The 14,156-nt window shown below is 58.0% G+C and carries 12 protein-coding genes; 6 read left to right on the forward strand and 6 right to left on the reverse strand.

Features of this window, described 5'->3' with window-relative positions:
* Positions 1-165 precede the first annotated feature (165 nt).
* Both OVA03_RS05135 and OVA03_RS05140 read right to left on the reverse strand, forming a co-directional pair.
* Positions 166-1,866, reverse strand: a complete 1,701-nt coding sequence (locus tag OVA03_RS05135; RefSeq protein WP_267527085.1) for a TadE/TadG family type IV pilus assembly protein — start codon at positions 1,864-1,866, stop codon at positions 166-168.
* 176 nt (positions 1,867-2,042) lie between these two features.
* Positions 2,043-2,924 carry an RluA family pseudouridine synthase gene (locus tag OVA03_RS05140; protein ID WP_267527086.1) on the reverse strand — a complete coding sequence of 294 codons (882 nt, stop codon included), beginning with the start codon at positions 2,922-2,924 and terminating at the stop codon, positions 2,043-2,045.
* Between the two features lie 135 nt (positions 2,925-3,059).
* On the opposite strand from OVA03_RS05140, the gene OVA03_RS05145 reads away from it, so the two are divergent.
* Positions 3,060-3,362, forward strand: coding sequence for a BrnT family toxin (locus tag OVA03_RS05145; protein WP_267527087.1), 303 nt, complete (start codon positions 3,060-3,062; stop codon positions 3,360-3,362).
* Positions 3,346-3,576: a BrnA antitoxin family protein gene (locus OVA03_RS05150; RefSeq protein ID WP_267527088.1), complete on the forward strand. Its 231-nt coding sequence runs from the start codon at positions 3,346-3,348 to the stop codon at positions 3,574-3,576. Before OVA03_RS05145 ends, OVA03_RS05150 begins: the two co-directional genes overlap by 17 nt.
* Before the next feature lies 1 nt (position 3,577).
* On the opposite strand, the gene OVA03_RS05155 is transcribed toward OVA03_RS05150, so the two are convergent.
* The 3 genes from OVA03_RS05155 to OVA03_RS05165 all read right to left on the reverse strand — a co-directional run bounded on the left by OVA03_RS05155 (position 3,578) and on the right by OVA03_RS05165 (position 9,634).
* Positions 3,578-4,912, reverse strand: coding sequence for a replication-associated recombination protein A (locus OVA03_RS05155; RefSeq protein ID WP_267527089.1), 1,335 nt, complete (start codon positions 4,910-4,912; stop codon positions 3,578-3,580).
* 217 nt (positions 4,913-5,129) lie between these two features.
* Complete coding sequence (locus OVA03_RS05160; protein ID WP_267527090.1) at positions 5,130-8,456, reverse strand: efflux RND transporter permease subunit; 3,327 nt, start codon at positions 8,454-8,456, stop codon at positions 5,130-5,132.
* A complete protein-coding gene (locus OVA03_RS05165; RefSeq protein ID WP_267527091.1) occupies positions 8,456-9,634 on the reverse strand; it encodes an efflux RND transporter periplasmic adaptor subunit in 1,179 nt (392 codons plus the stop codon). The genes OVA03_RS05160 and OVA03_RS05165 overlap by 1 nt, the downstream gene beginning before the upstream one ends.
* A gap of 82 nt (positions 9,635-9,716) precedes the next feature.
* On the opposite strand from OVA03_RS05165, the gene OVA03_RS05170 reads away from it, so the two are divergent.
* The gene (locus tag OVA03_RS05170; RefSeq protein ID WP_267527092.1) at positions 9,717-10,463 is read left to right on the forward strand and encodes a TetR/AcrR family transcriptional regulator; all 747 of its coding nucleotides are present in this window, start codon (positions 9,717-9,719) and stop codon (positions 10,461-10,463) included.
* Here the strand turns inward: OVA03_RS05170 and OVA03_RS05175 are convergent.
* Positions 10,460-11,878: a helix-turn-helix domain-containing protein gene (locus OVA03_RS05175; protein WP_267527093.1), complete on the reverse strand. Its 1,419-nt coding sequence runs from the start codon at positions 11,876-11,878 to the stop codon at positions 10,460-10,462. The genes OVA03_RS05170 and OVA03_RS05175 overlap by 4 nt on opposite strands.
* 324 nt (positions 11,879-12,202) lie before the next feature.
* Here OVA03_RS05175 and OVA03_RS05180 point away from each other — a divergent pair, with 324 nt between their 5' ends.
* From OVA03_RS05180 to OVA03_RS05190, 3 genes are all read left to right on the forward strand, one after another.
* Positions 12,203-12,409, forward strand: coding sequence for a hypothetical protein (locus tag OVA03_RS05180; protein ID WP_267527094.1), 207 nt, complete (start codon positions 12,203-12,205; stop codon positions 12,407-12,409).
* Between the two features lie 61 nt (positions 12,410-12,470).
* The gene (gene aceA, locus OVA03_RS05185) at positions 12,471-13,754 is read left to right on the forward strand and encodes an isocitrate lyase (RefSeq protein ID WP_267527095.1); all 1,284 of its coding nucleotides are present in this window, start codon (positions 12,471-12,473) and stop codon (positions 13,752-13,754) included.
* Between the two features lie 151 nt (positions 13,755-13,905).
* A complete protein-coding gene (locus tag OVA03_RS05190) occupies positions 13,906-14,130 on the forward strand; it encodes a hypothetical protein (protein ID WP_267527096.1) in 225 nt (74 codons plus the stop codon).
* The last annotated feature ends 26 nt before the right edge of the window (positions 14,131-14,156 follow it).

Raw genomic sequence — 14,156 nt, forward strand, 5'->3', positions numbered from 1 at the left:
GACCCTACAGGGGAAAGCTTAAAATTTGATCTAACTTAGATTAGAGCTCAAGCGCCGCATGGCTCCTCACAAAGGTTCGGGCGGCCGGGCGGCCTTGCCGGATGCATTTATATGCACCCGGATATATGCACCCGGAAATCAACCTCATTCACTCTAACAGAAGGCCTACTTCGTCAGCCTTATCTTCTTGATCGAGGTTACGATCGAGCCCAGGGCCCCGCTCAGTTCGCTGGCGTTGGACAGGTTATAGTAATAGTCAGGCCGCGTGGCGCATTGTTCCAGCAGGCTGGAATTGCCCTCCATCACCCGCACGGTGAAGATGGTGATGCCCTGGGCTTTGGCAGCCTTACAGGCCTCCAGCGTGCGGGCATCGATATCCGTCGTATTGGTGGTCCAGCGGTTCTGAGTGTTTTGACCATCGGTGACGATGATCATGTATTTATTGATGTTTTCGGTACCAAAGGCCACGGCAGTGTTAAATGGTAACCCCGGCGACAGCACTTCCATGCCCCACTGCACGCCGATGGTGACATTGGTATTGCCGGCGGGCGACATCTTCTGTACGTGGTCGCGCGCCGCCTGAATATCGGTCGTCAGCCCCATGACTGGCAGCAGATTGTTGGTGGCGCACTTCGAGGCCGGATAGTTTTTGTCTGCGATGGCGCCATCCGGCGAGTCGGCCGACGCGTCATAGGGCTGGATCCGGTCGATGACGCAGCCATTCCAGTTGACCGTGCCGACCCCCAGCAGATCTGCATTGGCCGAGACGGTATCGTTGTTCTTGATATCGGTCGTCGAACCTGAGCCATAGCCACCGGTATTGGCTGCGGTTGACGTCACCGTGCCGGAATAGAGGCTGTAGTTATTATTGGGCTTGTTATAATAGGCCGCCTGCGGCCACTTGGTCGAATTGGTGTCGACATTGTACGCCGAACCCGCCGCCGAAGTGCTGACCTGATAGGTCGCTTCGCGCGATACCACCATATAGTTACAGCTATTGTAGTAACTATAGCCGACACTGCATCCACCATTATTTGATTTATAATAGTAGGACGTCGCAAACACCCGGATATAGGACTTACCGTTATTCGAGTAAGTATAGGTGTAGGTTTTAATATTGGTGGTGCAGGCGCTGACATCCGACGTGCTGGCGCACAGGGCCGTCTGGGTGGTCACCAGGGCGCTGCAACGGCCATCCGACAGGTTCGAGCAGGAGGTGATCATCTCCGCTTCACCATATTCGATGCTGGAGGCCGGCACACCCTTGATATTGACCTGAGTATCAAACGGCACGATGGCGACCTTGGTGCCGCCGGACGTGCCGTCACCGCCCACCAGGCTGGCCAGGGTCGTATCGACGCTCGATTTCAGGTTGACCATCCGACTGTCCCTCGACATCGAACCGGTATTGTCGAGCACAAACACGATTTCGGAATCCGATATCGTTACCCCCGCATTGGCGGAGGCGGTGATGCGCACCTGCCCGTTACTGCCTTGCAGCATGCCCACAAACAGGGTGTTTACATCGGCGGCGGCCAGATAGGTCTTAACGGTCGTGTTGTTCTGGGTCGAAGTCGAAAGCTCACCGTCAGCATTGGTCAGATTGCCCGCAGCGACGACATTGCTTTGAAAGGCCGCGTCGGCGGCATCTTCCTGCGCCGATTCCGACGATGACGCCACCAGCGCCCCGGCAATAGCGGCCGAGTCCGCGGCGTCCTGAAGCTTTGACTTGGCGCGGATGATGCCGACCGCATCGGTTCCGGCGCCAACGGCCGCCAGTATCGGCAAAGCTGAAAGGGCTGCAATAATCGCTACATTGCCCTGATTGTGCGCGCGAAAGCGCTGCCATAGATTTACCAAAGCCATTACACCACGCTGCTCCCAATCACGAGAAGCAAAGTACGGTGTCACGTTTTAACAAAATCAAAAAATATAAGGTAAATCAATGCGATGCAAAAATTAACGCTAATATCATTTAACTATTAAAGCGTATCAACCCTGTAATTTTCGATAACAAACTGTTAACGCGCAATATATCAGCGTTATTTCTGAGCAAACTTACCCATATCGAGTTCCAGATTAGCACAAAGCCTGACTATATCTTCGTGAACCGGCGCGGAGAGTGTTTTTTTACCACCTGCCGGATGCGGAAACTCCAGTTCTGTTGCGTGCAGCATCAGCCGCTTCACTGCCCCCCCGCCCAGGCTTAAGGCGCCGCCATAGCGCGGATCACCGGCAATCGGACACCCCAGATGGGCCATGTGGACGCGGATCTGGTGCATCCGGCCGGTGAATGGCTTGGCGACCACCAGAGCGGCCTCAGAGTTGCGGGAGACGACCTCATAGTGGGTGCGTGATTCCAGCGCGTCGGGGTGATCGGCTTCGCACACCCGTGAATAGGCTTCGCGCCCGATATCTTCGCGCCGCAGCGGCACATCGATCACGCCCCGGTCTTTCAGATTGTGTGGATTGGACACCACCAGCAGATAGGTTTTGTGGAACTGGCGCGCGATCATCGCCTTGCCCAGAAACGAGGCGGCGGGCTTGGTCTTGGCCACCAGGATAATGCCCGACGTATCGCGATCCAGCCGGTGGATCAGGCGCGGCTTCTTGCCGTTCGACTTGGCAAAGGCCCACAACAGGTCATCCAGATTGTGAAAATCCGGTCCGCGCCCGCCTTGGGACGACAGGTTATAGATCTTATTAAAGCCCATGATCTCGGCGTCTTCATAGACCAGCATCGATTTGATCAGCGCCACCGACTCTTCACTGAGCGCAATCGGCCGGTCGATAGCCTTAAGGTGTTTCGGCGTTTGAGGCTTGCGCCCGCCACTCGCATCACGCCGCGCGATCGCGGCCTGATGCTGGGGCGAATGGCGCGAAGCCTTTTTGCGGTTGATCTTGTCCTGCTTTTTCGGGGTCATGCCCGCGAAATAACAGGGTTGGAGGTTAAGGTCAAAGGGGGCGAATTATAGCTTGTAAAGCGTACGTAAAAAGTGTACATAAATATACACACAGGAGAACCAGATGCGTATAAAAATTAAACGAAGGTTTTCCTTATGCGTTTCCAATGGAACGAAACTAAACGACAGGCCGTAATCAAGGAACGGCAAGTCGATATCTTATATGCGGCCCTGATTTTCGAAGGGGACGTTTTAACCCGCGTTGATGACCGCAAAGACTACGGCGAAGAACGCCTCATTTCGATGGGCATGTTGGGTGACGAAGTTTTTGTTGTCGTCTACACCCTGAGAGATGACGAAATACATTTAATCACGGCATGGAAAGGAGGTCGTCTTGAACAAGAGCAATATCAAACAGGCATCCTTAAGCGATCTCAGGAAGATGCAGGAAAAGGGTGAACTTTTTCACACCCCTGACGCCCCGGAAGGCGAAGCTTTAGGTGCCGAATTCTGGGCAAAGGCCGAACTGAAATCGCCTACAAAGAAATCGGTACACCTGAAAATTGATTCAGAGGTTTTCGATTATTTCGTCTCTGAAACCGGCGGCAAGGGCCACCTTACACGCATGCAACAGGTCTTAAAGGCTTACGTGGCCGCGCACCACCGGACTTAAATTACCGCTTCTGCTTAAATGCCCGCAACTGCGCCCAGTAGTCCAGCCGCTCTTTGACCTTGCCTTCGTGGCCGTCGCCTTTGGGGTCGTAGAATTTCGGGCGGGGCATACCGTTCGGAAAATAGTTCTGACCTGAGAAACCATCGGGGTCTTCGGGGTCGTAGATATAGCCTTCGCCGTAGCCCAAATCCTTCATCAGCTTGGTCGGCGCGTTCCGGATAACTTCGGGCGGGTCGAGGTCGCCGGTGTCGCGCGCAGCCTTCATGGCGGCCTTAAACGCCACATAGACCGCGTTCGATTTGGGGGCCGAGGCCATGTGGACAAGGGCTTGCGCGATGGCCAGTTCCCCTTCGGGTGAGCCCAAGACCTCATAGGTTTCGCGCGCCGCATTGGTCATGATCAGCGACATGGGGTCGGCGGCCCCTATGTCCTCGGACGCCATGCGCTGCATCCGGCGGGCGATATAGAGCGGGTCTTCGCCGCCCTGTAGCATACGCGCAAACCAGTACAGCGCCGCATCGGGGTCCGAGCCGCGCACCGACTTATGCAGGGCCGAGATCAGATTATAGTGGCCTTCGCGGTCCTTATCGTAGTTAGGGCGGCGTTTTTGCAGGTGCTGGAGCAGGCCCTCGGAATTGATCGCTGTTTCAAACCCCATCTGGTCGATGGTCTCGATCAGGCTCAACAGATAGCGTCCGTCGCCGTCAGACAGCCCTTTGAGGGTTTCGCGTGCCTCTGGTTCCAGCGGCAGGGCACGGCCCAGATGGGCTTCGGCGCGGGCGATCAGCGTTTCCATCGCCTCATCATCGAGCCGTTTGAGCACAAATACCTGACAGCGCGACAGCAGAGCGCCGTTCAGCTCAAAAGATGGATTTTCGGTCGTGGCCCCGATCAGGGTGACGACGCCGGATTCGACGTAAGGCAGGAAACTATCCTGCTGGGCGCGGTTAAAGCGGTGGATTTCATCGACAAACAGCACGACGCGCTTGCCCATATTGCGCTGCATCTGGGCGGCTTCGAACGCTTTTTTCAGGTCAGCGACGCCGGAAAAGACGGCGGAAATCTGCTGGAATTCATAGCCTGCGGACGATGCCAGCAACCGCGCCAGGGTCGTCTTGCCCACCCCCGGCGGGCCCCACAACAAAAGGGATGGCAAAAACCCGCGATCAACGCTGCGCCGGATGGGGCCGTCAGGGCCGACCAGATGCCCCTGCCCCACGACCTCGGCAATCGACTGCGGCCGCAACCGGTCAGCCAGCGGTTTATAGCCGCCGTCAGTCTGCGTCAGGTTCGGTGATTTTGGGGTGAGGCCCGCGGCCTCAAACAAATCGGACATGCGAACATATATAGAACAGCAACGTTCTCATGAAAAGTGAAGATTTACCCCTCCGTCATTTAGCTATCGCTAAATGCCACCTCCCCATCTTCGCCAAAGCTCGATAGGGAGGAGAAAAACTATACAGCCAACAGGCCGTGAAATCGCAAGATTTGAGTCGAGTAGCAGGAGCCTAGCGACGGAGGTACATTGAGTACCTCCTAGCAACGGCGACGCCCTAATCGGCCAAGGATTGCGATTTCACGTCGTCGTCTTTGCCTTCGGCGGTAAAGTATTTTTTCGTGTGGCGGCCAAAGAACTGGCTGACATCATCGATGAAGGTATAGGCGACCGGCACAAACAACAGACTGAGCAGGGTCGAGGTAATAAGACCGCCGATGACCGCGATAGCCATGGGGGAACGGAAGGCGACATCGGCGCCCCAGCCGACCGCGATCGGCAACATGCCTGCGCCCATCGCCACCGTCGTCATCAGGATCGGACGGGCGCGTTTGTGGGCGGCGTCCATCAGGCCGTCATGACGGGTCATGCCGTGCTTGATGGCTTCAATGGCATATTCGACCAGAAGGATCGAGTTCTTGGCGGCAATCCCGGTCAGCATGATCAGGCCGATTAGCGCGGGCATCGACATGGATTTACCGGTCACCAGCAGCAGGAAGAACGCGCCGCCAAACGACAGCGGAAGTGCCGTCAAGATCGTGACCGGGTGGGTGAAGCTTTTGAACAAAAGCACCAGCACCACATACATCAGCATGATGCCCGTAGAGATGGCGATCATGAAGCCCGTGGCCATTTCGGCCTGATCTTCCTGTTCGCCGGTGACGATTTCCTTGACCTGCGGCGGCAGGTTTTTCATGGCCGGCAGGGCGCGTACGGCGTCCTGAGCGATACCGGCGGCGATGCCATTGGCGATATTGCCCTTGATGGTGGCGGACCTTGACCGCTCAGTTCGGTTGATCTGCACCGGCCCTGCGGCAAAGGTGATATCGGCCACGGCGGCCAGCGGCACCGACGTTCCGAACTTGGTCGGCACCTTAAGGTCGTTCAGGTTGGCGACATCGGTACGGGCATCGGTTTTCAGCAGGACACGGATCGGGATCTGACGGTCGCCGACATTATATTTGGCCAAAATCTGATCGAAGTCACCGACGGTCGCCACACGGGCGGCCTGTGAGATCGCGGCTGCCGATACCCCCATAAGGGCGGCCTGATCCGGTTTTGGCACCACGATGATTTCCGGCCGCGTCAGGTTATCCGCCGACGACACATTGGTCAGTTCAGGCAGACCGCGCATTTGACGCTCAAGCTCACGCGACGCTTCGGCCAGCGCCACCGGATCGTCGGACACCAGGGTAAAGCTTGTGATGCCGCCCCCGCCGCCTTCCTGGCCGAAAGTCGAGCGGATGCCGGGATATTGCAGGACGAACTGATTGAAATCGGTCTCGAAATCCTGCTGCGAGAACTTGCGGTCGTGGCGCGGCACCAGATTGATGGTGAAGTTGGCTGAGTTGATATCGACTGACGCATAGACGGATTTGACGCCTTCTCGCTGGCTGATTTCGGCCATCAGGTCATTGACCACCTTATCGGTTTCATCAAGGCGCGATCCGGGCGGCAGCTCGACCTTAAGGAAGGAACGGCCATTATCGCCAACCGGGATGAACTCACCCGGCAGCAGCCCTGCGACGGCCATAGAGCCGATAAAGAAGCCGATACCGATGGCCAGAACGGCCCAGCGGGTGCGCAGTTTTTCCCCGCGCGGCAGCTTTCCGGCCTTTTTAAAGCAGGCAAAGGCAATCAGGCCACCAATGATCAGCGTAATCGCCGGGCCGATCAGAGCCATCGGATCAAAGCCCGTGGGCGCTTTCAAGGCACCGCTTACGCCACCAAAGACCATCAGCCCGGTCAGGGCCAGCACGATGACGCCGAAAATAGTCAAGGCGATGCGCGTGCTCATAAAGCGCAAATGCCCGCTCAGGCCCCAGTTCAGGGTCTTGAGATAGTTTTTCATCCAGAACGGATCGGGGTGCTCTTTACCGGGGTCCGAGCGCATCAGATAGGCGCCCATCAGCGGCGTAATCGTCCGCGCCACCACCAGCGAGAAGAACACCGACACGCAGGCCGCGACCGCAAACGATTTAAAGAACTGGCCCACAATGCCCGGCATAAAGCCGACGGGCGCAAAGACGGCGATGATGGTGGCGGTCGTCGCCACCACGGCCAGACCGATTTCGTCAGCGGCCTCAATCGCGGCCTGATAAGGTTTCTTGCCATCGCGAATGTGGCGGACGATGTTTTCGATTTCCACAATCGCGTCGTCAACCAGAATCCCGATGGTCAGGGACAGAGCCAACAGCGACACGATGTTAAAGGACTCATTGAGCACCCACATGACAAAAAACGTCGGCAGCAGCGACAGTGGCATGGCGGTCGCCGAAATCAGCGTCGCGCGCCAGTCACGCAGGAACAGCCACACCACCAGCACGGCCAAAAGCGCACCGATCGCGAGCGTCTCCATCGACGCGATATAGCTTTCATTGACCCAGTCGACCGAAGCCGTGACTTCTTCGAGGACGATGTTGGGATTGGCTTTGCGGATTTCGTCTATGGCTTCGCGGATGCCGATGGCGACATCGACTTCGGACGAGCCAATAGTGCGGTAGACGGCAAAGCCGACCACTTCCTGACCATTAAAGCGGGCGCGGGTGCGCGGCTCAGACCAGGTGTCGCTGACTTGCCCCAGATCGCCGAGACGGACCGACTGGCCATTATTCAGGTTGATGCGGGTGTCGCGCAGAATTTCGACCGAATTGGCATTGCCGAGCGTTCGGATCGACTGCTCAGACCCGCCGACCTCAAGACGCCCACCGGGCAGGTTGATATTGATATTGCGCAGTTGCTGGCTGACTTCGGAAGCCGTAATCCCCTGCCCCGCCAGCAGACCGGGATCGAGATCGATGCGGATTTCGCGGTCAACGCCGCCGTCGCGCGTGACCTTGGACACGCCGTTTTTGGCCAGAACCTTCTTCGAGATATCGTTATCGACAAACCACGACAACTGCTCAGGATTCATGCCGTCGCCGCGGATAATATAGGTGATCAGCGGCTCACCCGACGCCTCTTCGCGCCGGACGATGGGGTCGAGCACATCGGACGGCAGATTGGCGCGCACCCCGGCCACGGCATTGCGTACGTCATTGGTCGATTTTTCAAGATCAACGCCCAACTGGAACTGCACGACCGTGGTTGAGACGCCGTCATTGACATAGGAATTGATGTGCTTGACTGAACCCAGGCCCGCCACCGAGTCCTCAATGATGCGGGTAACCTGCGTTTCCAGTTCGGCGGGCGCGGCGCCCGATTGCAGCACGGTAACCGACACCACCGGCAGGTCAACATCGGGGAAGTTGTTGATGCGCAGGGCATTAAACGCGCCCCAGCCCGCCACAATCATCACCAGAAAGAAGACGATGGTCGGAATGGGGTTGCGGATCGAGGCGGAGGATATACCCCCGCGATCTATATATTGGCGGGGTTCAGACATTATTTTGCCCCCGATTTAGCGGCAGCCGCTTTTTGCTCGGTGGCCACTTGTGGCCCTTTGATACGCACCGTGTCACCGTCCACCAGGAACCCGGCACCCGCGGTCACCACCCGTTCACCCTCAGCCACGCCTTCGGTCACGACGACATTATCGCCCAGACGCTCACCGGTTTTCAGCTTGCGCAAAGCGACCTTGTTATTGGGCCCGACCACGAAGGTTGCGGGCACATTGGCCTGATAGATCACGGCTTTTTGCGGCACGGTCACTACCGGCTGATTGCCGACATTGACCTCACCACGCGCGAACATGCCGGGCTTCAGCCCCGCATCGGCGGGGATCGACACCCGTGCATAGCCCAGACGGGTCTCGTTTGAGACCATCGGGGTCACGATGCGCACGGAACCGGCGATCGGGCCGGAGGTTTCGCCACGCACGGTCGCCGGCATACCAGCTTTCAGCATGGCCAGTTCGGTTTCGACCACTTCCATATTCAGCTCAATGCGGTTGTCACGGGCAATGCGGAACAGCTCATCCCCTGCGCCGACGATCTGGCCCTGCACGGCGGTGCGTGAGGTGATTAGCCCCGATACCGGCGCGCGCACGGTCGCTTGCGACAGGCGGGTGGAGACTTCCTGCACGCTGGCCTGAGCGGTCGCCACAGAGGCCGCCGCGGTTTGTTGCTGGGCCAGCTTGGCATCAAGGCCGGACGCGGAAATAAAACCCTTATCGGCCAGTTCCTTATAGCGCTTATAGTCGTTTTCGGCCTGCGCCTGCTGGGCTTTGGCGCTCATCAACTGGGCCTGAGCCTGCTTGAGTTGTGCCTGAAGCACCGCATCGTTCATCCTCAGCAGAGGCTGGCCCTGCGTGACATACTGGCCTTCGTCGACCAGCAGTGCTACCGCCGTCAGGCCACCGGTTTCAGCCCCCACCGGCGCTTCCTGCCAGGCTGAGACGGTGCCGGAGCCGGTGATCACGACGGGCACGGTGGCAGCCCCTGCGGTCGCGACCTCAACCAGCGCCAGATGGGTGTCCTTGGCCTCAGCGGTTTTGGGCTTTTCATGGCAGGCCGAAAGGGATATCGCCGCCACCAGCGCCACGCCCGCAATCTTAACCCACTGGTTATGCCCCTTGAGAGACATCTCAAGAGGTTGAACCTGCCACAATTGCCCTAAGCGCATCGAATAGCCCCAAAAAACTTGTGTTATCGGTAACGAGCTATATATTCATTGACCCATAAGTCAACGAAACTCACATTACAAATTGTCAAGAAAACCCGCATCCTTAGATCATACCGCCGATAGCGCGCTACCGGATCAGTACGCCTGCTCATTTGAAGCTGTCAGCCAGTCTTTGGGCAAGCACTTCAATCTGAAACCTGCGGGCATCCGTCAGGCCAACAAAGAAAAACGCCCGGCCCAGATCGTGGCGGCCGCCTTTGAAGAGTTCACCCAAAAAGGCTATGCCGCCGCCCGGTTGGAAGACATCGCCAAACGCGCCCGTATCTCAAAGGCCCTGATCTATGTCTATTATCCGGCCAAGATCGACCTGTTCTATGCTATGGCCACCGCCTTCATCGCGCCCATGCTGCAAAAACGGCTGGAGTTTGCGGTTGACCCGGATCGCTCCGCCGAGGATCAGCTGCGCGAACAGCACAATTTTTTCTATGAGCGGCTGGTCAATGACCCGCAGTCGATAGAGTTCTTTCGCCTGATCGTCGCCGAATGTGGCCGCGTGCCGGAAATCGCTGATTTTTATACAAAAAATTTCGTAGGCGTGAAAAAGACCTATGTTTACGACCTCATCCGTCATGGTATCGCACGCGGAGAGTTTCACCCACACGCTCACCACCACCTTGAAGGGGTCGAGGATATCTTAAGCGCCCCCGCCATCATGATGTTTGTTACCCGCATGGTGACCGGCAATCCTGATATCTATGAGCTGGCCAAATGGCGCAAAACCCATATGACCATGGTGCTGGCCCTGCTTAAATCGGAACCGGCGGATTAGGTCTGAAACGGAAAGGCCGTGACGCCCTTGATCCACTCATCGATCTGGAGCGGGCGGGTCACCGGCGGGGCGGCGCGTTCGCGGCAATAGGGCCGCTCACACAGGCGGCACATCGGCCCGACCTCAATCGCGGCGGGGTTGGTCAGATCAAGCCCCTTGGCATAGATCAGCTTTTCGGCATATTTCAGCTCGCACCCCAGGCCAATGGCCTGATCGCCCGACACCCCGCCTTCCCAGCCGCGCAAAGACCGGTCAATTGTGCGCGACAGGGTGAAGTAGCGGGTCTTATCCGGCGTCTCAATGACCTGGGTGATGATCCGGCCCGGCGTCTGAAAGGCCTGATGGATGTTCCAGCGCGGACAGGCGCCACCAAAGCGCGAAAACGGAAACTTGCCCGCCGCAAACCGCTTAGAGACATTGCCGGCCTGATCGATGCGCATCAGAAAGAACGGCACCCCGCGCGAACCCGGCCGCGACAGGGTGGTCAGTCGCTGGGCGGCCTGCTCAAAACTGACACCGAACGGGCTGCGCAGAAGCTCTAAATCGTAACCGCAAGCCTCCGCCTGCGCCTGAAACCGCACGTAAGGCATGAGGGTCGCGGCGGTCAGATAGTTGAGCAGCGACACCTTATAGAGCCTGCCCGACACCGCATCAGGTGCCCGCGCCCGCTCGACCAGATCATTGATCATCAGCCCATGCCGTTGCAGGACAAGCTGATAGAGCACCGCAAATGCCCGCGACGACGCCCCCAAGCTTTCCGACAGCATCAACCGCTTACGGTGCGGATCGTAGCGGCGCTGATAGACCAGCATGATGTCGGTCGGCATGAAGCGCACCTCAATGCCGTATTCGGTGCGCAAGGCCTGCTCGGCGCGGGCCTCTAACGTGTGGCTATCACCGCTTAAGCTCTCGAACAGCCCCTCCCCCAGTTCATCCAGTTCAGGAAAGAAGTTAAAGCGCGACTGAATCTGGTCACGCACCCAATCGGACGGCGACTGATCATTCAAACTGGCGACCGATCCGGGCTCCAAGGCTTCCAGCCCGCGCCGCTCGCCGTAAGCCCGGTAAAGCTTGAGCAAGGCCTCGGCCACCGACGGCGCATTGGCGACAAGATCAGCGATTTCGCGGCGCGGCACCTTAAGGTCAGCAAACATCGGATCAGCCAGCACCTCACTGAGATGCGCCTCACCCGCCGGATCGGCCTCCGAGGTAAAGGTGCGCATATCCAGATCATAGGTCGCGGCCAGCTTCAGCAGCACCTGCGCCGTCACAGGCCGCTGGTTGCGCTCAATATGGTTGAGGTAGGAGGCCGATACGCCCAGGTCCTGCGCCATCTGGGTCTGGGTCAGGCCCAGATCACCGCGCAGACGCTTAAAGCGCCCCCCTAAGAACAGTTTGCGATCAAGTTCGGACATTCATGTCTCCCCCTCTCCCCGCTTGCGGGGAGAGGGTTGGGGTGAGGGGCTACACACTCAGCGTAGGACAAGCTTTGTAGCCGTCAGGAACACTGCGTCTGCGACGCCCCCTCCGTCATTTCGCTACGCTCAATGCCACCTCCCCATCTTTCGATAGGGAGGAGAAAGATTTGTCACTTTGTCACAATTTTACAAAATTCTCAAGGTCACAATTTGCCCAATGACCGTTTGGATATGGCTCCAAATATCGACTTCCCGTGCCTCAACTGGCTTAATCAGCTTATCGCCACGGCAAAACCGCTTAGGCTAGATCGGAGACAAATTATGACAAATTCGCACGATGTTACACATTTGATGATTTCGCCTGCGGATTTCGTCAATCTCTACCTGTCGTCGTTCGGCCTGTGCCTGACCGGCTTTCAGCGTCAATCGCAGTTATTGTCCTTACGCGAAACGATCGCTCAAGGGCGTCAGGCGGTCGATGACGCCACCGAAACCGAGGCCGACACCCCGCCGCACAGCTTCGCCTAACCTCAAAAAACAAATCATAAAGCCCTTAATCACCCTCACCTCCCCCCAAACGGATCACAACATGACCACTTTTCAGGATTTAGTCCCCAGCGCCCCCAAAGGCCGGTTTGACGGCATCGCGCGTCCCTACAGCCCCGAAGAGGCCCTGCGCCTGCGCGGCTCGGTCGCGGTCGAGCACACCCTGGCTGAGCGCGGTGCCAACCGCCTGTGGGACCTGCTGCACGATGAGCCCTATATCAACGCGCTGGGTGCCGTCACCGGCAATCAGGCCATGCAGATGGTGCGCGCCGGATTGAAGGCCATCTACCTGAGCGGCTGGCAGGTCGCGGCCGATGCCAATACGGCGTCCGCCATGTACCCCGATCAGTCGCTCTATCCCGCCAATGCTGCCCCCGAACTGTGCCGCCGCATCAACCGCACCCTGCAACGGGCCGATCAGATCGAGCACGCCGAAGGCGGCGCCAAACGTGACTGGTTCGCGCCGATCATCGCCGATGCCGAAGCCGGTTTCGGCGGGCCGCTCAATTCGTTTGAAATCATGAAGGCCTTTATCGAAGCGGGTGCTGCCGGTGTGCATTTTGAGGACCAACTGGCGTCAGAAAAGAAGTGCGGCCACCTCGGCGGCAAGGTTCTGATCCCGACCCAAGCCCATGAGCGCAACCTGATCGCCGCCCGTCTGGCTGCCGATGTCATGGGGGTGCCCACGCTTACGGTGGCACGTACCGATGCAGAATCCGCGCAACTGATCACCTCAGATGTCGATGAACGCGACCATCCGTTCATCGACCGCGACCACCGCACACCGGAGGGCTTTTTCCGGCTGAAGGAAGGCACCGGTCTTGATCACTGCATCGCGCGCGGTCTGGCTTACGCCAAATATGCCGACCTGTTGTGGTGGGAAACCTCGCACCCTGACCTTGCGGACGCAAAGCGCTTTGCCGAAGCGGTGCATAAGCACCATCCGGGTAAGCTTCTGGCCTATAATTGCTCGCCGTCCTTTAACTGGCAGGCCAAGCTGGATGAGGCGACCATCGCCAAGTTCCAGCGTGAGCTGGGCGCCATGGGCTACAAGTTCCAGTTTGTGACCCTGGCGGGCTTCCACTCACTCAACCACGGTATGTTTGAGCTGGCGTCCGGTTACCGCGACCGCGGCATGGCGGCCTATAGTGAGCTTCAGCAGCGTGAGTTCGCCAATGAAGCCATCGGCTACACCGCCACCCGCCACCAGCGCGAAGTCGGCACCGGCTATTTCGATGCCGTCGCCATGACCATCACCAATGGCCAGTCATCGACGACCGCCATGAAAGAATCGACTGAAACCGCGCAGTTTGAAGCGGCTGAATAGAAACCTCCGGATTGAATGTTCAATCCGGCAAGGCCGCCAAACTACCTCAAACATGGCCGCCCGAGGCTATGTGCTCAAAGAGCGAAGCGTTAGCACGCTTCTATGGGCGAGGTAGCCATGCGGCGCTTGAGCTACAGAAAAGGAAAAAACTATGAACACCTATACCCGCCCCGACGCCATCATCGATTTTTGTCTGGCCCCGTTGCAGCTTAATCCGATGTCGGACTCAACCCACGAAGTCCGCCGCCGCATGGAGCATGTCATTCGCACGTTCCAGCTTAAGGCCGGCTCATCTTCCAATGGTCAACCCGTGGCCGTTGACTTCTCGCAGATGCCTACGCTTGTGATCAACGAAGCCGCGCACGGATACGAATAAAGGCGCACCCAATAAACCATAAGCGC

This window comes from Asticcacaulis sp. SL142 (assembly GCF_026625745.1).
In the GTDB taxonomy this organism is placed as follows: domain Bacteria; phylum Pseudomonadota; class Alphaproteobacteria; order Caulobacterales; family Caulobacteraceae; genus Asticcacaulis.